The organism is Hoeflea sp., assembly GCF_984452065.1.
Genome location: NZ_CFHWAF010000075.1, coordinates 1,343 through 22,387, shown reverse-complemented (window position 1 = coordinate 22,387; position 21,045 = coordinate 1,343). Strand labels below are relative to the sequence as shown.

Sequence of the window (21,045 nt, the reverse complement as noted above, 5' to 3'; positions counted from 1 at the left end):
TGGTCCGCGCCGCGCACGGTCATCCACCGGGCACCCGTGCGGGCGACAACTTCAGGCCGGTACATATCTTCCCCCTGGGCCGCCGGCAGCGCGTAGGTTCCGGGGATCGCGGCACGCGCCACATAGGCAACGCGGATCGGCCCGGTGTTCGAGCCGTTGGTCTGGAACGCCGCCGCGAAGCGATCGCTGTGAAACTCGGTATGGGCCGGCGCCGTGTCGCCAAGCCATGAGAATGCCGAAAGCGCCGCGCTTTGAACGATGCGCGGATTGTCGATCTCGACACCCGCCGGCAGAAGGTCGGTGATCACGATCTGCGCCGGCAGATCGGTGGTCTGCTCGACGGTCAGGACCACGACAAAACGGCTGTTCTGCCCGATCGTTTCGATTGATATCTCCTTGCCGCCCATATCGTAATAGCTGCGGGAGATGGTAAAGCCCTGTCCACCGGCCTGCGGCGGCTGGACCGGTGCCGCCACCGTCGTGACAATCGCGGTCAAAGCCTCCGCTCCGTTGTTGCGCAGCCGAAGCGGAGAGGACATGAGGGAGGCGCCGCTCACCGTGCGGCTCAGCGCACCGTCAACGGTCTCGCCGTTGAGCTCCAGCCGAAGCGTGTTCTCCCGGTCCTGTACCGCCCGGGCCGCCAGCAGCATCCAGGCCTGCTCCTGTGTGGTCCGCGCCGGCGTTTGCGCCTGCCGGCTCGAAACAAGCCGCACCATATCGCCGAACAGCGGCGAAGCGGGGCGGCTCTCGCCGGCCAGGGCAAGCAATGCCGCATCGTCGCGCAGCGGCGAGCCGTAATCGGTGCGCCGCAAATCGCCCGATGCGCCGCCGTCCGCGAGCCGGTAGGCGGACGCAAAGGCCCGCTGTGCCCGTTCGACATCGCCGTAGAGCGCCAGGGCCGCCGCGATCTGCGCGCGCGCCATCGGCGTGCGGAACCCGTCGAGCTGAGCATCGGCGTAGTAGCGCAGGTCGCCCGCCGAGGCCCGCTTGTTGCGCGCCAGAACGTAGAGCGCATAGGCGATACCGTCGCCGTCGTCGGCGACGCTGTTGGTGTATGAGAGCACGCTCTGCAGATTGTCGAGCGCAATACGCATCGACTGCTGCGGCACCGTGTAATCACGCTCAAGCGCGCGGGTCAGGAAATCGGTCACATAGGCGTCGAGCCACAGATCGCCGCCGCCCGGTCCCCACAGGCCGAAACTGCCGCTGGCCGACTGATAGGACAGGACCAGGGCGATGGAGTCCTGGATCCTGCCCCGCAGACCGGCTTCGCCGATCAGCGACGCCGCTGCGTCGAGCTCGCTGAGATAAAGAAGCGGCAATGCCCGACTCGTCGTCTGCTCGGCGCAGCCATAGGGATACCGGTCGAGCGACATCAGCAGCCCCGGCACATCGAAATCCGATCGCGAAACGCCGACACTCACACGTGCACCGTCAAGATAGTTCGCGGCAAAGAGCTCCGCATCCACCAGGGCCGACCCGCCATTGGCGGCAAGCGGCAGCTCAAGCCGCGTCGTCACCGGGAGCGTCGCCGGCCGGACATTGATGCTCTGCCGGTTCTCGACCGCCGTGCCGTCGGACCCGACCAGGCGCAGCGCAACCTCGGCCTGTGACGGCTTACCCGCATTGACGCCGACCACCAAAGTCCTTTTCGCACCCTTTGCAAGACTTATTGTGTCGGGCACATCCGCCGGCGAAATTGACAGGGCCGCACCCGCATCGAGCGATACGGAATAGGCCCCGTTCGGCCCGTCGGTATTGGCGATGTCGAAACGCAGGAGCGACCTGTCACCGGGCGCCAGGAACTGCGGCAGGCTGGCGGTAACGACAACCGGGTCGCGGACGATGAGATCCTTCTGTGCCTGCCCGACGCCCTCCTCGGTCCAGGCAACGGCCATCAGTTTCAGCGTGCCGTTGAACTGCGGAATATCGAATGAAACCGTCGCCTTTCCATCGGCATCGGTCTCGACAATGCCGGAAAAAAGCGCCACCAGCTTCTCGCGTGGCGGACTGCCCTTGATCGCCATGCCCGGCCCGTCGCCGCCTGTCCGCAACCGTCCGGTCACGCCCTGCGATCCGTCGATCAGCCGGCCGTAGAGGTCACGCAGTTCAACCCCCATGCGCCGCTGACCGAAATACCAGTCTTGCGGCTCGGGTGCCCGATAGGCGGTCAGGTTGAGAATACCGACATCGACGGCGGCCAGCGTGATCCGTGCCTTCTTGCCGGCGCCCGTCACCGTAACCGGTATATCGAGCCGCGTATTCGGCTGTATCTTTTCCGGCAAATCGAGCGAGACGGCAAGCGCCCGCTCTCCGGGATCGACCGCCAGCCACTTGACCCCGACCGCGCGGGCCGGCAGGCGGCTTTCGGCCCGGTCGCCCGGCATGATCAGCGTCGCCGTCACATAGGCGCCGGCGCCCCAGCCGTCCTTGACCGGAATATCGACCACCGTGCCCTCGGCCGGGACCGTCACGGTGAAGGCATCATGCAGCCGTTCATTCGAAACCGTGATCAGGGCCTCGCCGGCAAACCGCGGTGTGATCTTCAGCTTCGCCGTCCCGCCGGCGCTGTAGCGCTCACGGTCAAGCGCCACTTCGAGCCCGTCGGGCGATTCGGTGGAGGCTGTGCTGACATGCCAGCCGGAATCGAAATCGACGCTTGTCGCCGGACCGCCCTGCCTGTCCGTTTCGACAACCAGCCTGTAGCGCCCCCAGTCGACGGCCACGTCGATCTCGCCCGGCGTTTCAGGACGTGACGACACCACGCCGTCGCGGATCTGCTTCGTATACTCGACCGGTTCGTAGCGCCAGCTATTGCCCTCGCGATACCATTGATAGTCACGCTCGATCTGCAACAGCGACCATTTGAGACTGTCGTCCGCCAGCACCGCCCCGTCCGGTGCGGCGGCAATCACCTGGAAGCTGGCCGTTGCGTTCTCGCCCACCTGGCCGCCCTGGAAACCCGGCTTGACGCCGATCATCATGGTTTCGGGCCGCACCCGCATCGTACCGGTCTTCTCAACCGCGCGGCCACCGCCCTCGCGCAGCCGAACCGTCAGGTCGGCTTCGAGCGGATGGGTTGTCGCCGGCAGGATCCGCAGGAAGAGGTCCACCGTGCTCTTGCCCTTTGCGTCGAGCACCTGGACACTTGCGAGATCAAGCTGTGTCTCGACCGCGGCCTCGTCCGCCAGACCAAAAACATAGCCCGGAAAGGCGGGCCGGGTGCGCACCGATTTGAGCTTCAGTTCGGCATCGGCCGACAGCCCGGCCGCCGGTGCGCCGTAAAGGAAACGCCCGTCGATTTCCGCTTTCTCGATTTCACCGACCGCAAGCGGGGTCTTCGGCAAAACGATGTCCACGGCGATCCGGTCGGGACGGAAATCCTCGACCAGAAACCGGGTTTCGCTCAGCGCCGCACCGCCGGTTCCGGCAAGCGAACGGATCGTCCATGCGCCCTGCATGGCGTTGGCGGGCAGATCGAGGTCGAACTGATAGCCGCCCACCGGTCCGCCGGTTCGCACGACGCGCCGCTCCTCCTTGCCGTCGGGCCGCACGATGGTGAAGGTCAGCGGCAGGTTGGCGACCGCGAGCGCCGCATCGTCACGCAACAGCGCCGACAGATGAACCGTTTCGCCGGCACGGTAAATGCCCCGGTCGAGCCACGCATAGACGTCGAGCGGTCCCGGCGCGGCCCGGCCCGATACGCCGCGGTCGGACAAATCGAAACCGGCGCGCGACAAATCAAGGAAGACAAAATCGCCGTCCCCGCCTCGAACCGTCAGGACCGCCGGCTCCAGCCCGGCCTTGCCGCGCATCAGCCCGGCGGCAAAATGAGCGCGCCCGTCGCTGTCCGTCGCCGCGCGCCCCAATATTTCATTGTTGCGGGCGATGAGGGTCAGCTCCGCATCCGCAAGCGATTGAGCCGTATCCAGCGAACGGGCGAAGACATGCAGCCCGTCGCTTCCCGAGAAGGTCGAAAGACCGATATCGGACACGACCAGCCATTGCGTGGCCCGGCTTTGCCAATTGTCCAGCCGCTCGCCGGCGACACGCGCCATGATGACATAGACGCCCGGTCTGCGTTCCGGCAGCGCCTCGTCCACCGGAAAGCTGGTCACGGTCTCGCGGTTAAGCTCGTTTCCGGTCTCCAGCGATCCCTGCCAGACCTTCTCACCCAGTTCCTGGCGGATCGTGTCGGCATCATAGGCATCGAGCTGGCGCAGGAACCGCGACCTGGCCATGACAGGCGCCAGGGACCGGTCGCCGATGCGATAGAGTTCAAGCTCCACCGCATCCGTATTGATGCTGACGACGGGAACGCCCTTGCGCCCGGCGCCCGGAAGCACAAAACGGTCGCCGTCGAAACGCACGCTCGGCGCGCGGTCGCGGACATAGGCGCTGATCGTCACCGGCGCTTCAAGGATCTCGCCGATTTCCGCCGGCAAGCCGGACCTCAGCGTCAACCGGTAGGTCTTGCCGTGATCGAGACCGCCGACGCAGATCTCCTGGCCCTTGGCGGTCACGTCGCGTCCCGCGCGCCCGTCCAGGCTCACATAGGACGCATAGTCGACGCCAGCCGGCATGAGCGGATCGGAAAACCGGACGCAAAGGCGCGCGGTGGCGCTGTCGGCATCGACCGTATGTTCAACGACACGAAAACCCTTTCTGGACCGAAGATCCTGAAAATCGGCCCGCACGCGCGGCGAATCCACCAGTGCAAGGCTCTCCTTGTAGGCCTCCAGCGCGGGCCGGAACTGCTGGCGCACTTCCAGCGCCCTGGCCAGAAGATCGAGCGCCTGCGCGCGCTGCGGGGCGTTGCGCGAAAGTTCATAGGCATTCAGCGCCGCCGAGGTCGCGGTGCGCTGCAGCGAATAATCGTTCCGGCTTCCGGCGTAGAGGGTGTTCAGCGCGGCATGGGAAAGGTTCAACCACAAATCGACATCGTCCGGATCGATGCTGATGGCAACGCCGAATGATTCGACTGCCGCAGCCGGATTGCCGTCCGCCAGTGCGTTCCGTCCGGCGGCCACCGCTGAGGCAAGGCCGATCTCGGAATAGCGGCGGGCAGTGAGTTCGGATCTTTTCTGAGCGGCCTCCGTGAAAAGGCCCCGACCGAGAAAGGAAAGGTCCGGCGGTGCGCCGATATCGGCTCCGTCCGGACCCGTGACAATCCTGCCCGCCACCGCGCCCTCAAACGGCTCGAGCAGGTTGAAATCGGATTTCAGGAAACACCATTATGCCCTGGTGTTGAAGGTAAAGGCGCGGCAATCCCCGTCGGAGAGGCAGATGGACTTGCATTCGTCCAGCGTGACGTCCTTCTCGGCCCGCAGATCGAACCCGTAATAGTCGGCATTGTCGACCGTCTCGATGCGGCGCGTTTCCGCCGCCAGCGCCGTTGACGCGGCAGCCAGGCCGGCAACAAGAACAGCAATGGTTCCAAGGGGCTTCAACATCTCATTCTCCCATCACGGATGCTGTGCAAGCAACGCAGGAAACTGCGAAAATTTCAAGACAGCGGGACAATAAAGCAGTGGTTGCTTGACATAGCGGCAATGCCGGGGTGGAGTGCGGGGAACCGGGGTGCCGAAAGGCTGAGATCAAACCCGTTGAACCTGATTCGGATAATGCCGGCGAAGGGAGTTGAGCCGCCCGTGACTGTTGCGAATATTCTGGCCATTGCCGGTTCCGACCCGTCCGGCGGCGCCGGCATCCAGGCCGATCTGAAGACCATCCAGGCAAACGGCGGTTACGGCATGGCCGTCATCACGGCGCTGACGGCCCAGAACACCAAGGGCGTCACCGGCATTCACGAGGTTCCGGCACAATTCGTCGAACGGCAGATCATGACCGTCGCCGAGGATGTCCGTATCGACGCGGTGAAGATCGGCATGCTGGCAAATGCCGAAATCATTCGCACGGTCGCCGGATGCCTGCGTCATCTCGAAGATGTGCCGGTGGTGCTCGATCCGGTCTGTGTCGCGACAAGCGGTGCGCGGCTGATCGCACCCGACGCCATCAACGCCCTGAAGACCGAGCTTGTGCCGATGGCCGATATTCTGACGCCGAATATTCCGGAGGCCGGTGAACTTCTGGGATGCAGCGCTCCGAAAAACCATCTCGATATGGCGGACGCCGCACAGCGGCTTCACACGCTCGGCCCGCGATCCGTCTTGCTGAAGGGCGGGCATCTGAAGGGACCCATGTGCCGCGATGTTCTGGCCGAGACGGGCAAACGCCCGTACTGGTTCGAGGACGAACGGATCGACACGCCAAACACCCACGGAACCGGCTGCACGCTTTCATCCGCGATCGCAACGCGTCTGCCCGGATGCGGGACCCTGTTTGAAGCGGTATGCACGGCAAGGGCCTATCTGCGCGGTGCCATCAGGCACGGCCACACACTGAGCGTCGGCCACGGCCATGGCCCGGTTTTTCACGGCTGGCTGCAGACCATGGGATCAAATATTTAGCCCGCGGCAAGCGCGCGAAGACGTTCGATCATATCATCGTCGACATCGATCCCGTCGCGACGGTTTTTTAACGAGAGCCGACTTGGACAGTCCCGGAATATGGACATTGTAATCCCCGTGTCAGTACCGCTGCCGCATGCACCGGAACCGGCTCGACCACGATCATCCCGGCCCCGCCGATCGCCCGCTCGCGATAATACTCGGTGTGCTGCGGCCCGGGATAGCCGTCCTGCGCCATATTGGTGGTATGCGCGCCGAAGACGACGCGGTTGCGCAACGTTTTGTGGCGCAGCTGCGCCGGCCTGAAGATATGCCGGAAGGCGCTCAAAGGTCCTTCACCAGCCGCAGGGCGTCGTAGATCGCGGCATGGGTGTTGCGGGCCGACACCGCATCGCCGATCCGGAAAAGCAGAAATGCGCCCTCGCCGTTGCGCTGCAAATCCTGCGGCCGCCCCTCGATCAGCGCGTCATAGTCGACGGCACCAAGGTTCGAACTCATCGATTTGAGTTCGAAATAGAGCTCATCCAGCGGCAGCGTGCCGTAGTTGAGCACCACCTGATCGTAGCGCGCTTCAAGCCTATGGTCGGAATAATCCGTTCCGATCAGGGCGGCCAGCTTGTTGCCGTCGCGCCGCACATCCAGCAGCCGGCGGGCCACCGTGAATGTCACATCCTTGTCCTGCAGGGCGCGCATATAGGGCACGAGGTTCATGCCCATGATGTCGGGAGCAAAGACGCGGTCGGGCGTCATGACTTCCACCTTCGATCCCGCGACGGCCGCGATTTCGGCAGCCTGAAGCCCCGGATGATCGCCGCTTTCGTCGTAAATCAGCACCGTGCCTGCGGGCTTGACGTCGCCGGAAATGATGTCCCAGCTCGTCACCACGTTTTCCTGCTCGTCCGACTGTTCGAAAAGCCGCGTGTTGGGCATGCCGCCGGTGGCGATGATCACGACGTCCGGGTCTTCCGCGGTGATGTCATCGGTCTGCGCCCAGCTGTTGAAATGAAACACCACGCCCCGCGCGGTGCACTGGCTCATGCGCCAGTCGATGATCGAGATCATCTCCCGCCGCCTTGGCGATTGCGCGGTCAGCCGGACCTGGCCGCCGGGGTCCGGCGCGGCTTCGAAAACGACCACGTCATGACCGCGCTCGGCGGCCACGCGGGCCGCTTCCAGTCCGCCCGGTCCGGCACCGACGATAACGATCTTTCGTTTCGTCTCGGCTTGCGCGATCTCGTGCGGCATGGTCAGTTCGCGGCCGGTTGCCGCATTGTGCATGCACAGCGCCTCGCCGGCCTGATAGATCCGGTCGAGACAATAGGTGGCGCCGACGCAGGGGCGGATATCGTCCTCGCGGCCTTCCATGACCTTCTTCACCAGATGCGGATCGGCGATATGCGCGCGCGTCATGCCGACCATGTCGAGAAGCCCCGAGGATATCGCATGCCGTGCCGTGGCGATATCGGGAATTTTGGCGGCATGGAACACCGGCATGCCGGTCGCCTTCCTGACCGCGCCGGCAAAATCCAGATGCGGCGCGTTGCGCATGCCCTGCACCGGGATGACATCGGTCATCGCCGGATCGGTATGAATGCGGCCGCGGATCACATTGAGGAAATCAACCTGGCCCGTCGCCGCGAGCCTTTTTGAAATCTCGATGCCTTCTTCGGCTGTGATGCCGCCCGTCTGCGTCTCGTCAGCCGTATAGCGGAAACCGACGATGAAATCGTCACCGACCCGCGCGCGCACGGCCGCCAGCACATCCAGCGGAAAGCGCAGGCGGTTTTCCAGCGTGTCGGCGCCGTAGGGACCGTCGAGATCATTGGACAGCGGCGACCAGAACTGGTCGAGCAGATGGCCGTAGACCTGCAGTTCAATCCCGTCCATGCCGCCGGCATTCATGCGTTCGGCGGCATCGGCAAAGTCGCCGATGATGCGCTTGATGTCCCAGTCCTCGATCAGCTTGGGAAAGGCGCGATGCGCCGGCTCGCGGTGCCGCGAAGACGAGACCGACGGCAGCCAGTCGCCCTTGTTCCACCCCGTTCGGCGGCCGAGATGGGTGAGCTGGATCATCACCGCGCAGCCGTGATCGTGACAGGCATCGGTGAGGTCCCGGATCCACGGCACGACCTCGTCCTTATAGGCAAGGACATTGTTGAACACCGGCGGGCTGTCCTTCGAGACCGCCGCCGATCCGGCGGTCATGGTCAGGGCGACACCGGCCCGCGCCCGCTCCTCGTGATAGGCCCGGTATCGCTCCTTCGGCATGCCGTCCTCGGGATAGGCCGGTTCATGGCTGGTGATCATCACCCGATTTTTCAGCGTCAGATGCTTGAGCTGATAGGGCTGCAACAAGGGGTCGGATATCATCTATTGCTTTCCCTGCTTGCCGCCATCAATACCAACGGTCTTCCATCGAGGATTTGCGGGCGGCGATGAAGTCTTTCAGGGCATCGTCCACCGCCTCGTCGATCGGCGGCGCCTGATAGGTTTCCAGCGTCTGTTTCCATGACCGGTTGGCCCGCGCCATGGCATTTTCCTCACCCTGTTCGAACCAGGTCTCGAACGGCTGATCGTCATTGAGGGCGCTGTCCCAATAGGCGGTCTCATAATGCCGCAGCGTGTGCGCCGTGCTGAAAAGATGTTTGCCGGGACCGCCTTCCGCGAGCGCTTCGATACCAAGCGTGTCCTCATCCACCGTCAGGCCTGCCAGATAGCCGTGGAGCGCGGCGCAAAGATCGGTATCGAGAACGAATTTCTCGTAGGACATCGACAGCAGCCCGTCGAGGAACCCGGCGGAATGCAGGATGTAATGGGCGCCGCACTGAATGGCCGACATCATCGACAGGACCGATTGCGTCATCGCCTGGGCATCGGGCAGTTTCGAGGTCGAGAAATTGCCGGCGCAGCGCAGCGGCAGGTCCAGGCGCCGCGCCAGTTGTCCCATGACGAGACTGCCGAGCGCCGGTTCCGGCGTGCCGAAGGTCGGGCTGCCGGACCGCAACGACATGGATGCAAGGAACGAAGCGAGGATGGCCGGCGCGCCGGGCCTGACAAGCTGGGTGAGCGCGCAGCCGACCATCGATTCGGCAAGGCCCTGCGCAACCATGCCGGCCATGGTGACCGGCGAGACGGCGCCGCCGAGCAGAAACGGGACGTGAATGCTGCCCTGGCCGGCGGCCGCATAGGTGCGGATGCCCTCGGTCGACACGCCGTCCCAGACGAGCGGCGACGTCGCATTGAAATTGCCCATGATGACGCAGTGTGCATCGACAAAGTCGGCGCCGAAGAGAATGCGGCACATCTCGACACTGTCGGCAGCGCGCTCCGGCGCGGTGACCGACCCTAAAAACGCCCGGTCCGAATAGCGCATATGGGCATAGACCATATCGAGGTGACGCTTGTTGACGGGAATATCGGTGGGCTCGCAGATCGTGCCGCCGGAATGATGCAGCCAGGGGCTCGACTGGGCGAGCTTGATGAAATTGCGGAAATCCTCGATCGTGCCGTAACGCCGCCCTTGATCGAGGTCCATGACAAAGGGCGAACCGTAGGCCGGTGCGAGCACAACCGCGTCGCCCCCGATGTCGACCGAGTTCAGCGGATTGCGTGCATGCTGGGTGAAACGCGGCGGCGCGGTCTTCAGGATCTCGCGGATCATGCCCGGCTCGAAGCGGATGTTCCAGGCGTCGGCACTAACGGACGATACCGTTCCGCCGGCAGCCCGGAATAATTCGACCGTCTCGCTGTCCTCGCGGAATTCGATACCTATTTCGGCCAGGATACGGTCGGCCGCGTTCTCGATTTTGACCAGCGCATCTTCCGACAGGAGGTCCTGCGGCGGAACCTTGCGCGTGATGAAAGGCACGGCCAGATGCGTGTTCTGTCCTGGGCCACTCGCCCGCGCCGCCCGTCGCGACAGGCGGCTCCTGTTGCCGGATCCGCGTGATCTGCGAGCGGCCTGCCCGCCGTCCAAGCCTTTTTGCAAAGACCCTTCCGCCTGTGGCATGTGCCGCTTCCTCCCGATGACGCCTCTCGACCTCGATAATGATGGAAACAAAAATCGACATATGTGTCAATATTATGTACATGAGTGTCGATTTATTTGCCTTAAGGCGCCACCGGATGTTATCAGGCCGCCATGGATGACATTGTTGCGCATAAAACGAGAGGCTGGCGGGGATCGGAAGACCTCTGGCTGGATGCCGCCTACGACATGCTGATCCGCTCCGGCGTGGACGCGGTCAAGATCATGCCGCTGGCCAAGGCGCTCGGCCTTTCGCGCACAAGCTTCTATTGGCATTTCGAAGACCGGGACGCCCTTCTGGCGGCCCTCGTGCGGCGCTGGGAACAAAAGAACACCGGAAACCTGATCGACCGCTGCGAGCGATATGCGGCGACCATAACCGAGGCGGTGTTCAACCTCTTCGATTGCTGGATCGATCAAAACCTCTTCGATGCGCGGCTGGATTTCGCCATCCGCAACTGGGCCCAGGCGGCGCCGGAATTGAAGACGCGGCTCGAAAACACCGACCGCGACCGCATAAGGGCGATCAGCGGCATGTTCACACGGTATGGCTACACCGGGGCTCAGGCCGATGTGCGCTCACACACGATCTACTATACGCAGATCGGCTATATCTCGATGATGGTCGAGGAACCTCTGATTACCCGTGTCAATCGCATGCCTGCCTATATCGAGACCTATACCGGAACCTCCCCGAGCAAGGCGGAGATTGACCGCTTCATGGACCGGCACCGCGACCTGATCGCAACGTAGGATCCTGTCGTTCAGACCGGCATTTTCCGGATCCGTCATCATACCACTTGCGAATCACATAAGTTTGCGCTTATGTATTGGCATGATCGAGAACGATATCTTCAAGGCGCTGGGCGATCCCACGCGCCGGGCCATCTTTGAGAAACTGGCAAGCGGCGGCAGCAATGCGAGTGCGCTGCGCGAGGGCATGGCGATCAGCCAGCCGGCCATGTCCCAGCACCTGTCCGTGCTGCGTGCGGCAAGGCTGGTGCGCGAGGAGCGCCAGGGCCGGTTCGTCATGTATGAGGTCGACCCGGAAGGCTTGGCCCACATCGCCCGCTGGCTGCGGAAATACCGCAATTACTGGCCCGCCCGCGTCGATGCATTGAAGGATTTGCTGAAGGACATGGACTGATGAAAAAGCCCGAGACCGAAAAGCTGGTGCAGGAATACGACCTTGACGCCGAACCGGAAAAGGTCTGGCGCGCCATCAGCCTGGATGAATACAGGACACAATGGTTCGCCGACGCCGGCCCGGATTCCTCACAGATCGTGTCGGCGAAGCCGGGAGAGGAAGTCAGCTACAGGATGCGCGATGACGAACCGCCGTTCCTTGAAAGCGTCGTGACCTTCCAGATCGCGCCCAATCAGTCCGGCGGGACCGCGCTGAGGATCATCCACGAGATCGCTGACCGGCAGCCTGCGCGAAGGCCGCAAGCCGCGAACGGCAACGGTCAACCGCTGATGCTTGCCGCCTGAGGCGGCCGACAGGGTCTTCTTAAAACACAATGTGAAGATTGGAGTTCGCCGATGCGCGAAGCGATGCAACTCGTCCCCATGGTCGTTGAACAATCCAGTATCGGAGAACGGTCCTTCGACATTTATTCACGCCTGCTGCGCGAGCGCATCATCTTTCTCAACGGCGAGGTGAATGATGCCGTCTCCGCACTCGTATGCGCCCAACTCCTCTATCTGGAATCGGAAAACCCGAAGAAGCCGATCAACCTTTACATCAACTCTCCCGGCGGCATCGTGACCAGCGGTTTCGCGATGTTCGACACCATGCATCACATCCGCGCGCCGGTGCATACATTATGCATGGGCACCGCCCGATCCATGGGATCTTTCCTGCTGATGGCGGGCGAGCCGGGTCAGCGCGCCGCGCTTCCGAACGCCAATATGCTCATCCACCAGCCTTCCGGCGGCTATCAGGGCCAGGCGTCGGACATTGCCATTCATGCCGAGGAAATCCAGAACACCAAGAAGCGCATCACACGGCTTTACGCCGAACGCTGCGGCCGCACCTATGAGGACGCCGAACGCGCGCTCGACCGGGACCACTTCATGACGGCGGAAGAGGCCCTCGACTGGGGCCTGATCGACCGTATCGTCAGGGGGCCGAGGGAGGAAAACAGCGCCGCGGACGCATAGATGCCCGGACGGAGAAAGGCTGTATCAAGAAGGCTCGAGCAGCCACGCATTCTCATTGCCGCTGCATCGCTGTGAGAGCGGCCCGGTGATTTCCCGGCTGGCCAGCAATTCGTAACGATACCGGTCACCGTAAAGCACACCGATTTCTTCTTCGGGCACTGAAAACGGGGGCCCGTCCATTTGCGTCTGGTCATAGTCGAGGGTGATCAGCAACTGACGGGCGCCACCGGCCAGGTCAAACAGGTGCCGCGCATATCTGTTCCTTGACCGGGGCGGAAGCGCGATGAGGGCTGCGCGATCGTAAACCGCATCGATGCGCGTGATGCGCAGGAAGCGCCCCGCCGGTTCATGATCGCACTTCAAAAACGGCGCAGGAAAATGACATTGTCGCGCACGCTCGCTTCCTGGCCGCCGGGGCCGCGCCAGACGCGTTCGACGGAGTCGATATAAACGGCCTCGAAGGTTTCCGGTTCGAAACCGAGCTTCAGGAACGCTTCTTCCGCCGTCGGATATTGCGTATCGGGCGCAGCCCAGGACCAGGGCGCGCGGGATCCGTGCTCGACGATCAGAAGATGGCCGCCCGAGACGATCGATGCGGCGCCGCGCCTGAAAATGTCCGCCCGCGGGAGCGCGGTCGGGGAATGGAAAAAACTCGCCAGCACAAGATCGAAGCGTCCGTCCGGAAAGCTCTTGGCAAGATCGTGCCGTTCGAATGAAATGCGATCCGACACGCCCGCCCTGCGGGCATTGTCGGCGGCATATCCGAGACCGGTTGACGAGATGTCGGCCGCGACGACCGTCCACCCGCACCGCGCCAGCCAGACCGCATCGTCTCCCTTGGCGCAGCCCATGTCGAGAGCGTGTCCGGGCGACAGAGCCTTCGCGAACCGCTCCAGAACAATGCCCGGCCGGCCGCGGGATTTCGGCGAGGCGTTACGGTAGATGTCTTCCCAGAATTCTTCGGCGGTCTTGCCGGATGCCCTGACGCCCTGTGACATGATCTACGCGGCCTCCGCTGCACCGAAGATGAGGGAATGATGGGCGGCCGCAGCCGCTTTTACGCCGCTCGCCGCCGACAGCGTTGCGTTCGACATGAGCGCCGCCACATCGCCTGCCGCAAAGACCCCCGGCACCGATGTTTGCTGACGGCCGTCCACCGCAATGAACGGACCGGTCGGGCCATTCTCCAGGGCGCAGCCGAGGCCGGTGGCGAGGTTCCCTGCAATTTCGGTTTTCGGTGCCAGGAACAAACCGGCCAACTGAACCGTCCTGTCATCGGCCAGACGGACGGCTTCAAGCGCCGGGCCGTTTCCGAGGAGTTCCGCAACGGGGGTTCTTTCGATGGTCACTCCTCTGTCGGTGAGTGCGCTTACCTGATCCTCCGTGAGTGTCATCGGACCTTGGATGAACAGGGTGGTCGGACCCCAGTCCGGAACGAGCATCGCCTGGTGAAAGGCCAGTTCACCCTCGCCCAGAACACCGACCGGACCCTGGTTCAACTCGTAGCCGTGGCAGTAGGGGCAATGGAGGACGCTGACGCCCCAGCGTTCCTCAAGGCCAGGAATGGACGGCAGCCTGTCGCGAAGGCCGCTGGCGAGGATCAGCCGACGCCCGAAGACCTCCGCGCCGTCGTCCTGCGCGATCCGAAAAAACCCATCGGTGACGGAAACATCGACGGCCTCGCCGCTTTTCCGCACGACCGTTTCATACCGGCCCAGCTGCCCTGAGAATGTGGAGATCATATCTGCGGGCGGCATCCCGTCCTGGCCAAGAAACCCGTGCGACGAACGCGCAAAGCGGTTGCGTGGCCGGCCCGCATCCAGAACCAGAACGCGCCGCCTTGCGCGTGCAAGCTGCAGCGCTGCCGCCTGACCGGCAAGGCTTCCTCCGACAATGAGGACATCAAAACGCATACGCGCCTCCTGATTTCGTATCATTCAGAGTTACATGAAAATCCTGTACGGAGTCAACTCAAAAAACACTGATTGTTACATGGAACCCGCGGCGCTAAACTGTAACGGAGGAGCCGGAGGAAAACATCATGCCCCGTGACAGCCGAATGTCCCGCATCCTGCACGTCCTGATCCATATGGACAGGCATGTGCGGCAGCCGACGTCGGAGCAGATCTCCAGAATGCTCGGAACCAATCCGGTCGTCGTGCGCCGCATGATGTCCGGCCTGCGGGAAAGAGGTCTTGTCAAATCGGAAAAAGGTCATGGCGGCGGCTGGACACTGACCAAAAGCCTCGCCGAAATCACGCTCCTCGACATTTACACGGCGATCGGCGAGCCGCCCCTCTTCAATATCGGCCCCGATAGCGAACAACCCGAATGCCTTGTCGAACAGGCGGTCGACGCGCGCATGGCGCAAGCCCTGAGCGAGGCGGAGGCCCTTCTGAAGAACCGCTTTGCGGCGATCACCGTTGCGGATCTGGCAAACGACTTCGAGCAGCGTCTCGGGGACCGCAAACCGGGTGCAATGGCCTCCAGGAGCTGCGCCTGATACAGCCCACGGCCGCTATCGGCAGCGTGTTCAGCTTGCCGTGTCCATGACCAGGAGCAGACGCGGTCCGCAATCCGGTTGCGCAGCCGGCGAACGGTGAAGGAGACAAGAGCGCTCATCGGAATTCCATTGTGCGCCTCGAAACAGCCCCACCGCGCCGGTGTTCATCGTTCTGATCCGGTCGGAATTCTCCCGGTGAACCTCCGGAACATATTGGGTTCCCGGCCCGCGATAGGTACAAAGCAGGCGGGCGGGCACATTGTCGAGATGAAACTGCGGACACATGACCCCGTTCGAAACGTCGAGCCGTATTCGGACACGGCCGGTTTTCATCACCCGGCCGTAAATCAGAGCCAGCGCTCCGACATCGCCGGCAAGCATTGTCCGTTCCCGTCCCGGCGGCATCTTTGCGATGCTGCACGCGGTTTGGACGGCCTTTTCCGCAAGCTGGACGGGCACCGTGATGCGCAGACTTGGGAGTCGTTCGGCCGGAAGGCGGTCGAGCCAGGTCTGGAAAGACGCATCGGGATGTCTTTGCCAGATCGCGGCAGCCACACCCGGAGCGGCGACATCGGCAAGGATCTCGGCCTCACGGCCGATGACAACATCCTGCGCTTGCCGCCGCCGGCCGACCGGCCGTTTCGCTTCCGCATGATCGTGGCCGTGACCGGCGAGCAAGCGGCTCATGCCGCCTGTTCTCCCCTGTGCCATGGCGAGAACGGGTCGGGCAGTTGTGCGAATGCCGTCAGATCGTCTCCGGCGTCCTGCCCGATCAGGCAGTTGTCCAGCCCGTTCTTGACGGCCGGCCAGTCGATGCCGGAGCCGATGAACACGAGTTCCTGGCGCCGGTCCCCGAACGGGTCGACCCAAAGGCTCTTGATGTAGGACCGGAAACGATCGTCGTCAGGCCAGCGGCCGCGCGGCACCGAAGCCCACCATGTGCCGATGGGGCTGACGCTGGACAAGGCGCCGGCCAGGGAAAATTCGGCAACCCAGTCCGGCCGGGTGGCAAGCCAGAAGTGCCCCTTGGCACGAATGACCCCGGGCAGTGGAGCGTTCAGGAAGGCGTGGATTTTCTGCGGATCGAATGGCCGGCGCGCCCGGTACACATAGGAGGCAACGCCGTATTCCTCTGTTTCCGGGACATGATCCGCAAAACCGTAGAGCTCCTTGGCCCAATGGGGATGCTCATGGGCCTTTTCAAAGTCGAACAGCCCGGTATTCAGAATGTCCTTTGCAGCGATCCTGGAATAGTCGGTTTCGATGATCTTCGCGTCCGCGTTCAGGCTGCGGATGATCTTGCGGGCCGCGTCCACCTGTCCCGGCTCAGCCGTGCTGACCTTGTTGAGAACGACGATATCGGCGAATTCGATCTGGTCCGTCAGGAGATGAACAAGCGTGCGTTTGTCCTCGTCCCCGAGGGTTTCGCCGCGGTCGCTCAGAAAATCATGGCTTGAATAGTCCTTCAGGAGATTGACCGCGTCCACCACCGTCACCATCGTGTCCAGACGCGCGACATCAGAGAGGCTGTGTCCCTCCTGATCCCTGAAATCGAAGGTGGCCGCCACGGGCAGAGGTTCGGAAATGCCGGTCGATTCAATCAGCAGATAATCGAACTTGCGCTCTTCGGCGAGCCGCCGGACTTCCATCAGCAAATCGTCCCGCAGGGTGCAGCAGATACACCCGTTTGACATTTCAACCAGCGTTTCGTCGGTCTTGCTCAACTCGGCGCCGCCGGCCCGCACCAGATCCGCATCGATATTGACCTCGGACATGTCATTGACGATGACGGCGACGCGAAGCCCCTCGCGGTTGTTCAGCACCTCGTTGAGCAATGTGGTTTTTCCGGCACCAAGAAAGCCGGATAACACGGTTACAGGCAGTCGCATATCGGTCAAAGGTCAATCTCCAGCCAAGTAATGTTATTACGTTACAGTAACTAGCTTGATCGTCGTTCCTATGGCAAGTCTTTTTTAGAATACTTGTGAACCATGCACCGATTGTCAGCGATGCGGAAAGACCCTGACCTCACGGACAGTCCATCTCATGCCAATGAGGGCCGCGTCGAACCGGCACCAAACCGCTTCGAACCAGAGCTGGTGTAAACCATGTGACCGGTATGGACAGTCGGCGAATGGCGGAGAGGAAGGGATTCGAACCCCCGATACGGTTGCCCGTATGCCGCATTTCGAATGCGGTGCTTTCAACCACTCAGCCACCTCTCCGCGTCGTGATCGGCACAATCATATGCGGGCGCTGTCTTACCCATTCGGGCGGCGCAAGACAAGGGCGTTTTCATCCTCGATGAGACGCATCGGCATGCCGGCTGCGGCAAAGCGGACACAGTGTGAAAATCGAACCTTCGGCGAGGCGAAAAAACGGCGCCCGCGCCTTGACTTGGCAAGTGCTTTCCCGTATCCCGCAATCATCCATGGCGTAAGGCGACTTGCGCCATCTGTTTTTGTGGAACCGAGGTTCACACAACACAGCTCCGGGAAAACCCGCCAAATGGCATCTGAAGGTCGCGGTTACGACCCTCGGCGTGGTTTGGCGACAGCTTGCAAACGACTGATAAAAAGACGGCTGCGCGGGCGACCGATGCAAGCCGGACCGAACGGCGAAAGGCACAAAAATGTTCGCAGTCATCAAAACCGGCGGAAAGCAGTACACTGTCGCCGCCGACGACCTGTTGAAGGTCGAGAAGCTCGCCGGCAATGCCGGTGACATGGTTGAGTTTACGGAAGTTCTGATGGTCGGCGAAGGCGCCGATGCAACCATCGGCAAGCCCTTTGTGGACGGTGCGCTGGTCACCGCCGAGGTTGTCGAGCAGGGTCGGGCCCGCAAGGTGATCGCCTTCAAGAAGCGCCGCCGCCAGAACTCCAAGCGGACCCGCGGTCATCGTCAGCAGGAGACCACGATCCGCATCTCGGAAATCCTGACGGGTGGCGCCAAGCCGAAGAAGAAGGCGGCCGCCCCGAAGAAAGCCGAAGCCAAGAAGACCGAAACGGCTCCGAAGGCGAAGGCGGAAGACAAGGCGAAGGCCGCCGAGAAGCCCAAGGCCGCACCCAAGGCGAAAGCCGCCAAGGAAGAGCCGGCCGCGATCTTCTCGGCACCCAAGGGCGACGCGGACGATCTGAAGAAGATATCGGGCGTCGGTCCGGTCCTTGAGAAGAAGCTGCATGCCTTCGGCGTGACGCAGTATGCGCAGATCGCGGCTTTTTCGAAGGATGACATCGCCAAGCTCGACGAGGCCCTGAACTTCAAGGGCCGCATCGAGCGCGACGACTGGATCGGTCAGGCCAAGGCCCTGGCCGACGAAGCGAAGTAACGGGTTCGGGGTAAAGGAGTAGACCAATGGCACACAAGAAAGCTGGCGGTTCGTCGCGCAACGGACGCGATTCGGAATCCAAACGCCTCGGCGTGAAGAAATTCGGCGGCGAAGCCGTGATTCCGGGCAACATTATCGTGCGCCAGCGCGGCACGAAATGGCACCCGGGACAGGGCGTCGGCCTCGGCAAGGATCACACGATCTTCGCGACAGTCGAAGGCAATGTGGTGTTCCGAACAAAAGCCAACGGCCGCTGCTACGTGTCCGTAATGCCGCTTGCGCAAGCAGCGGAATAGCCGGTGGGGACAGCCGGCGTCTCATCGACCCGGCTGAAACATTTCAGGCCAACAGTTGTCAGGGGAGATGGGACACCGTCTCCCCTTTTCATTTGCAACTGGAGGACTGAAAATGGAAACGGACAGTCAGGACGACGAGAGCCACAACGAACGAGGGGGCTGCCCTGTCCTCGTCACCGAAAGGCTCGTCTTGCGCACCCCGCATATCGAGGACACGGATGCCCTTACCTGTCTCGCCAACAATGCCCGGGTCGCAACGATGGTGTCGCGCATGCCGCATCCCTACACCCGCAAGGACGCTGCGGATTTTATCCGCCGCTCCAAGACAGGCGCGATTGGCAAGTGCATCTATGCGGTGACGAATGCCGATGACGGGCGCTTTCTGGGGTGCTGCGGGATCGAGCCGCAGGACGATCCGGCGACGCTTGAATTAGGCTACTGGATCGGCGAGCCCCATTGGGGCAACGGCTATGCCACCGAGGCCGCCCACGCGGTCATCGACATGGCGTTCCGCACCCGCAGCATCGATTGCATCGACGTGCGCTGCCGCGTCACCAACCTCGCCTCGCGGCGGGTGATCCACAAATGCGGTTTTCAGTTCCAGGGAACGGGAATGGCAAAATCGCTGGCGCTCGGCAGCGCGGTTCCCGTCGAATGGTACCGCCTGGACCGCAAGACGTGGATTTCCCTGCGCAGCTGGGCGGCTGCATGAAACGATGGCCCGCGGTGAACGCCGCGGGCCTGTCTTTTTCAAGAACGGGTCAAAACATGAGCGAATGCCGATTGCGACGATTGCCTTTGACCTCCAGCCAGGCGGGCATTATCCGTATGGCCGACAAAACCAACGCGATGGCAGGCGGATAGCTGACAGATGAAGTTTCTCGACCAGGCAAAGGTCTATATCCGCTCAGGCGACGGCGGCGCGGGCTCGGTCTCGTTCCGCCGCGAGAAATATATCGAGTTCGGCGGGCCGGACGGCGGCGATGGCGGCCGCGGCGGCGATGTCTGGGCCGAGGCCGTCCACGGCCTCAACACGCTGATCGACTATCGCTATCAGCAGCATTTCAAGGCCAAGACCGGCATGCACGGCATGGGCCGCAACCGCACCGGGGCCGCCGGCCCGGACAAGGTCATGAAAGTGCCCGTCGGCACGCAGATTTTCGAGGAGGACAACGAGACCCTGATCTGCGACCTTGTCGACGAGGGCCAGCGCTTCCGCCTTGCCGCCGGCGGCAATGGCGGCTTCGGCAACGCCCACTTCAAATCCTCCACCAACCAGGCGCCGCGCCACGCCAATCCCGGCCTGCCCGGCATTGAAAAAACCGTCTGGCTGCAGCTGAAACTGATTGCCGATGCCGGGCTCGTCGGCCTCCCCAACGCCGGAAAATCCACCTTCCTGTCCAGCGTCACCCGCGCCCGTCCGAAGATCGCCGACTATCCGTTCACCACACTCCACCCCAATCTCGGTGTCGCCAGCGTCGACGGCGCGGAATTCATCATTGCCGACATTCCCGGGCTCATCGAAGGCGCCCATCAGGGGTCCGGCATCGGTGACCGCTTCCTCGGCCATGTCGAACGCACACGGGTCCTCCTCCATCTGGTGTCGGCGCAGGAAACGGATGTCGCGGACGCCTACCGGACCGTGCGCGGCGAACTCGAGGCCTATGGCCACGGACTTGGCGAAAAGCCGGAGATCGTCGCCCTGTCGCAGGCCGACACGCTTGACGATGAATTGCAGGCAGCGCTCGCGGGCGAGCTTGAGAGCGCCTGCGGGCGCGCGCCCCTGGTCCTGTCCGCCGTTTCGGGCCAGGGCATGACGGCGGCACTGCGGACGCTGGCGGCCGTCATCGACAAGGACAGGAACGCCGGGCGGGAAAAAAGCGCCGCCGAAGGGTCGCGGGACTGGAGCACGTGATGCACAGCACCCGCCTCAAGAGCTACCGCCGCATCGCCATAAAGATCGGCTCCGCCCTGCTGGTCGACCGCAAGGACGGGCTGCGGAACCATTGGGTCGAAACGCTCTGCCTTGATATCGCGGCGCTGAGGAAAGCCGGCTGCGACGTCATCATCGTCTCGTCGGGCTCCATCGCCCTCGGCCGCACCGTCATGCAGGGAACCAGTCTCGGCCATGCCGGCGGCAGCCTGAAGCTCGAGGAAAGCCAGGCCGTCGCCTCCATCGGCCAGATCGCCCTTGCCAGGGCCTGGTCCGACGCGCTGTCGCGACAGGGCCTCGTCGCCGGCCAGATCCTGCTGACACT

At 62.9% G+C, this 21,045-nt stretch carries 18 protein-coding genes, 1 tRNA gene, 2 pseudogenes and 1 riboswitch; of the genes and pseudogenes, 11 read left to right on the top strand and 10 right to left on the bottom strand.

The features are described from left to right. Positions 1-5,453: pseudogene (locus AC5E6N_RS14980) on the bottom strand (MG2 domain-containing protein); the annotation flags it as partial. Between the two features lie 113 nt (positions 5,454-5,566). Continuing rightward, a riboswitch (TPP riboswitch) is annotated at positions 5,567-5,656 on the top strand. Between AC5E6N_RS14980 and thiD the strand changes: the two are divergent. Then, a complete protein-coding gene (thiD, locus tag AC5E6N_RS14975) occupies positions 5,652-6,470 on the top strand; it encodes a bifunctional hydroxymethylpyrimidine kinase/phosphomethylpyrimidine kinase (RefSeq protein ID WP_491748556.1) in 819 nt (272 codons plus the stop codon). (Overlaps the previous riboswitch by 5 nt.) A gap of 112 nt (positions 6,471-6,582) precedes the next feature. Here thiD and AC5E6N_RS14970 read toward each other — a convergent pair. From AC5E6N_RS14970 to AC5E6N_RS14960, 3 genes and pseudogenes are all read right to left on the bottom strand, one after another. Beyond that, a pseudogene (locus AC5E6N_RS14970) lies at positions 6,583-6,798 on the bottom strand (oxidoreductase); the annotation flags it as partial. Continuing rightward, entirely contained in the window at positions 6,795-8,840 is a 2,046-nt protein-coding gene (locus AC5E6N_RS14965) for an oxidoreductase (protein WP_491748555.1), read from the bottom strand. The gene AC5E6N_RS14965 and the pseudogene AC5E6N_RS14970, both read right to left, overlap by 4 nt. A gap of 25 nt (positions 8,841-8,865) precedes the next feature. Then, a complete protein-coding gene (locus AC5E6N_RS14960; RefSeq protein ID WP_491748554.1) occupies positions 8,866-10,479 on the bottom strand; it encodes a trimethylamine methyltransferase family protein in 1,614 nt (537 codons plus the stop codon). A 132-nt stretch (positions 10,480-10,611) separates the two neighbouring features. Here AC5E6N_RS14960 and AC5E6N_RS14955 point away from each other — a divergent pair, with 132 nt between their 5' ends. The 4 genes from AC5E6N_RS14955 (at position 10,612) to AC5E6N_RS14940 (ending at position 12,660) form a co-directional block, all read left to right on the top strand. Further along, a complete protein-coding gene (locus AC5E6N_RS14955) occupies positions 10,612-11,250 on the top strand; it encodes a TetR/AcrR family transcriptional regulator (RefSeq protein WP_491748553.1) in 639 nt (212 codons plus the stop codon). 82 nt (positions 11,251-11,332) lie between these two features. Continuing rightward, the gene (locus AC5E6N_RS14950) at positions 11,333-11,644 is read left to right on the top strand and encodes an ArsR/SmtB family transcription factor (RefSeq protein ID WP_491689519.1); all 312 of its coding nucleotides are present in this window, start codon (positions 11,333-11,335) and stop codon (positions 11,642-11,644) included. Then, positions 11,644-11,988, top strand: coding sequence for an SRPBCC family protein (locus tag AC5E6N_RS14945; protein ID WP_491748552.1), 345 nt, complete (start codon positions 11,644-11,646; stop codon positions 11,986-11,988). Before AC5E6N_RS14950 ends, AC5E6N_RS14945 begins: the two co-directional genes overlap by 1 nt. A 51-nt stretch (positions 11,989-12,039) precedes the next feature. Further along, positions 12,040-12,660 carry an ATP-dependent Clp protease proteolytic subunit gene (locus tag AC5E6N_RS14940; protein WP_491748551.1) on the top strand — a complete coding sequence of 207 codons (621 nt, stop codon included), beginning with the start codon at positions 12,040-12,042 and terminating at the stop codon, positions 12,658-12,660. A 24-nt stretch (positions 12,661-12,684) separates the two neighbouring features. Here AC5E6N_RS14940 and AC5E6N_RS14935 read toward each other — a convergent pair whose 3' ends face one another. The 3 genes from AC5E6N_RS14935 to AC5E6N_RS14925 are packed head-to-tail and all read right to left on the bottom strand — an operon-like array spanning position 12,685 to position 14,573. Then, positions 12,685-13,023 carry a class I SAM-dependent methyltransferase gene (locus AC5E6N_RS14935; protein ID WP_491748550.1) on the bottom strand — a complete coding sequence of 113 codons (339 nt, stop codon included), beginning with the start codon at positions 13,021-13,023 and terminating at the stop codon, positions 12,685-12,687. After that, entirely contained in the window at positions 13,020-13,658 is a 639-nt protein-coding gene (locus AC5E6N_RS14930; protein WP_491748549.1) for an SAM-dependent methyltransferase, read from the bottom strand. Before AC5E6N_RS14930 ends, AC5E6N_RS14935 begins: the two co-directional genes overlap by 4 nt. 3 nt (positions 13,659-13,661) lie before the next feature. Continuing rightward, positions 13,662-14,573 (bottom strand): NAD(P)/FAD-dependent oxidoreductase, encoded by a 912-nt coding sequence (locus tag AC5E6N_RS14925; protein WP_491748548.1) that lies wholly within the window; start codon positions 14,571-14,573, stop codon positions 13,662-13,664. Positions 14,574-14,701: 128 nt separating this feature from the next. On the opposite strand from AC5E6N_RS14925, the gene AC5E6N_RS14920 reads away from it, so the two are divergent. After that, positions 14,702-15,163, top strand: coding sequence for an Rrf2 family transcriptional regulator (locus AC5E6N_RS14920; protein WP_491689525.1), 462 nt, complete (start codon positions 14,702-14,704; stop codon positions 15,161-15,163). Between the two features lie 30 nt (positions 15,164-15,193). Here the strand turns inward: AC5E6N_RS14920 and AC5E6N_RS14915 are convergent, their stop codons facing one another. The 3 genes from AC5E6N_RS14915 to AC5E6N_RS14905 all read right to left on the bottom strand — a co-directional run bounded on the left by AC5E6N_RS14915 (position 15,194) and on the right by AC5E6N_RS14905 (position 17,388). Beyond that, entirely contained in the window at positions 15,194-15,850 is a 657-nt protein-coding gene (locus tag AC5E6N_RS14915) for a DUF1826 domain-containing protein (protein WP_491748547.1), read from the bottom strand. After that, positions 15,847-17,052 (bottom strand): GTP-binding protein, encoded by a 1,206-nt coding sequence (locus tag AC5E6N_RS14910; protein ID WP_491748557.1) that lies wholly within the window; start codon positions 17,050-17,052, stop codon positions 15,847-15,849. Before AC5E6N_RS14910 ends, AC5E6N_RS14915 begins: the two co-directional genes overlap by 4 nt. Positions 17,053-17,298: 246 nt before the next feature. Beyond that, a tRNA-Ser gene (locus AC5E6N_RS14905) sits at positions 17,299-17,388 on the bottom strand. A gap of 407 nt (positions 17,389-17,795) precedes the next feature. Between AC5E6N_RS14905 and AC5E6N_RS14900 the strand changes: the two genes are divergently transcribed. The 5 genes from AC5E6N_RS14900 to AC5E6N_RS14880 form a co-directional block, all read left to right on the top strand. Further along, on the top strand, positions 17,796-18,491 hold the full coding sequence (locus AC5E6N_RS14900) for a 50S ribosomal protein L21 (protein ID WP_491748546.1): 696 nt from the start codon (positions 17,796-17,798) through the stop codon (positions 18,489-18,491). A 26-nt stretch (positions 18,492-18,517) separates the two neighbouring features. Beyond that, positions 18,518-18,787 (top strand): 50S ribosomal protein L27, encoded by a 270-nt coding sequence (gene rpmA, locus AC5E6N_RS14895; protein ID WP_491691836.1) that lies wholly within the window; start codon positions 18,518-18,520, stop codon positions 18,785-18,787. A 112-nt stretch (positions 18,788-18,899) separates the two neighbouring features. Continuing rightward, on the top strand, positions 18,900-19,499 hold the full coding sequence (locus tag AC5E6N_RS14890; protein ID WP_491748545.1) for a GNAT family N-acetyltransferase: 600 nt from the start codon (positions 18,900-18,902) through the stop codon (positions 19,497-19,499). A 159-nt stretch (positions 19,500-19,658) separates the two neighbouring features. Next, positions 19,659-20,702, top strand: a complete 1,044-nt coding sequence (gene obgE, locus AC5E6N_RS14885) for a GTPase ObgE (RefSeq protein WP_491748544.1) — start codon at positions 19,659-19,661, stop codon at positions 20,700-20,702. Continuing rightward, a partial coding sequence (locus tag AC5E6N_RS14880; protein WP_491748543.1) for an amino acid kinase family protein occupies positions 20,702-21,045 on the top strand: 344 nt, incomplete at its 3' end. The genes obgE and AC5E6N_RS14880, both read left to right, overlap by 1 nt.

Excerpts from the sequence above, each read along its gene's own strand:
- AC5E6N_RS14965 (WP_491748555.1), bottom strand. The coding sequence starts at position 8,840 with ATGATATCCGACCCCTTGTTGCAGCCCTATCAGCTCAAGCATCTGACG.
- AC5E6N_RS14960 (WP_491748554.1), bottom strand. The coding sequence starts at position 10,479 with ATGCCACAGGCGGAAGGGTCTTTGCAAAAAGGCTTGGACGGCGGGCAG.
- AC5E6N_RS14955 (WP_491748553.1), top strand. The coding sequence starts at position 10,612 with ATGGATGACATTGTTGCGCATAAAACGAGAGGCTGGCGGGGATCGGAA.
- AC5E6N_RS14950 (WP_491689519.1), top strand. The coding sequence starts at position 11,333 with ATGATCGAGAACGATATCTTCAAGGCGCTGGGCGATCCCACGCGCCGG.
- AC5E6N_RS14945 (WP_491748552.1), top strand. The coding sequence starts at position 11,644 with ATGAAAAAGCCCGAGACCGAAAAGCTGGTGCAGGAATACGACCTTGAC.
- AC5E6N_RS14940 (WP_491748551.1), top strand. The coding sequence starts at position 12,040 with ATGCGCGAAGCGATGCAACTCGTCCCCATGGTCGTTGAACAATCCAGT.
- AC5E6N_RS14930 (WP_491748549.1), bottom strand. The coding sequence starts at position 13,658 with ATGTCACAGGGCGTCAGGGCATCCGGCAAGACCGCCGAAGAATTCTGG.
- AC5E6N_RS14925 (WP_491748548.1), bottom strand. The coding sequence starts at position 14,573 with ATGCGTTTTGATGTCCTCATTGTCGGAGGAAGCCTTGCCGGTCAGGCG.
- AC5E6N_RS14920 (WP_491689525.1), top strand. The coding sequence starts at position 14,702 with ATGCCCCGTGACAGCCGAATGTCCCGCATCCTGCACGTCCTGATCCAT.
- AC5E6N_RS14915 (WP_491748547.1), bottom strand. The coding sequence starts at position 15,850 with ATGAGCCGCTTGCTCGCCGGTCACGGCCACGATCATGCGGAAGCGAAA.
- AC5E6N_RS14910 (WP_491748557.1), bottom strand. The coding sequence starts at position 17,052 with ATGCGACTGCCTGTAACCGTGTTATCCGGCTTTCTTGGTGCCGGAAAA.
- AC5E6N_RS14900 (WP_491748546.1), top strand. The coding sequence starts at position 17,796 with ATGTTCGCAGTCATCAAAACCGGCGGAAAGCAGTACACTGTCGCCGCC.
- rpmA (WP_491691836.1), top strand. The coding sequence starts at position 18,518 with ATGGCACACAAGAAAGCTGGCGGTTCGTCGCGCAACGGACGCGATTCG.
- AC5E6N_RS14890 (WP_491748545.1), top strand. The coding sequence starts at position 18,900 with ATGGAAACGGACAGTCAGGACGACGAGAGCCACAACGAACGAGGGGGC.
- obgE (WP_491748544.1), top strand. The coding sequence starts at position 19,659 with ATGAAGTTTCTCGACCAGGCAAAGGTCTATATCCGCTCAGGCGACGGC.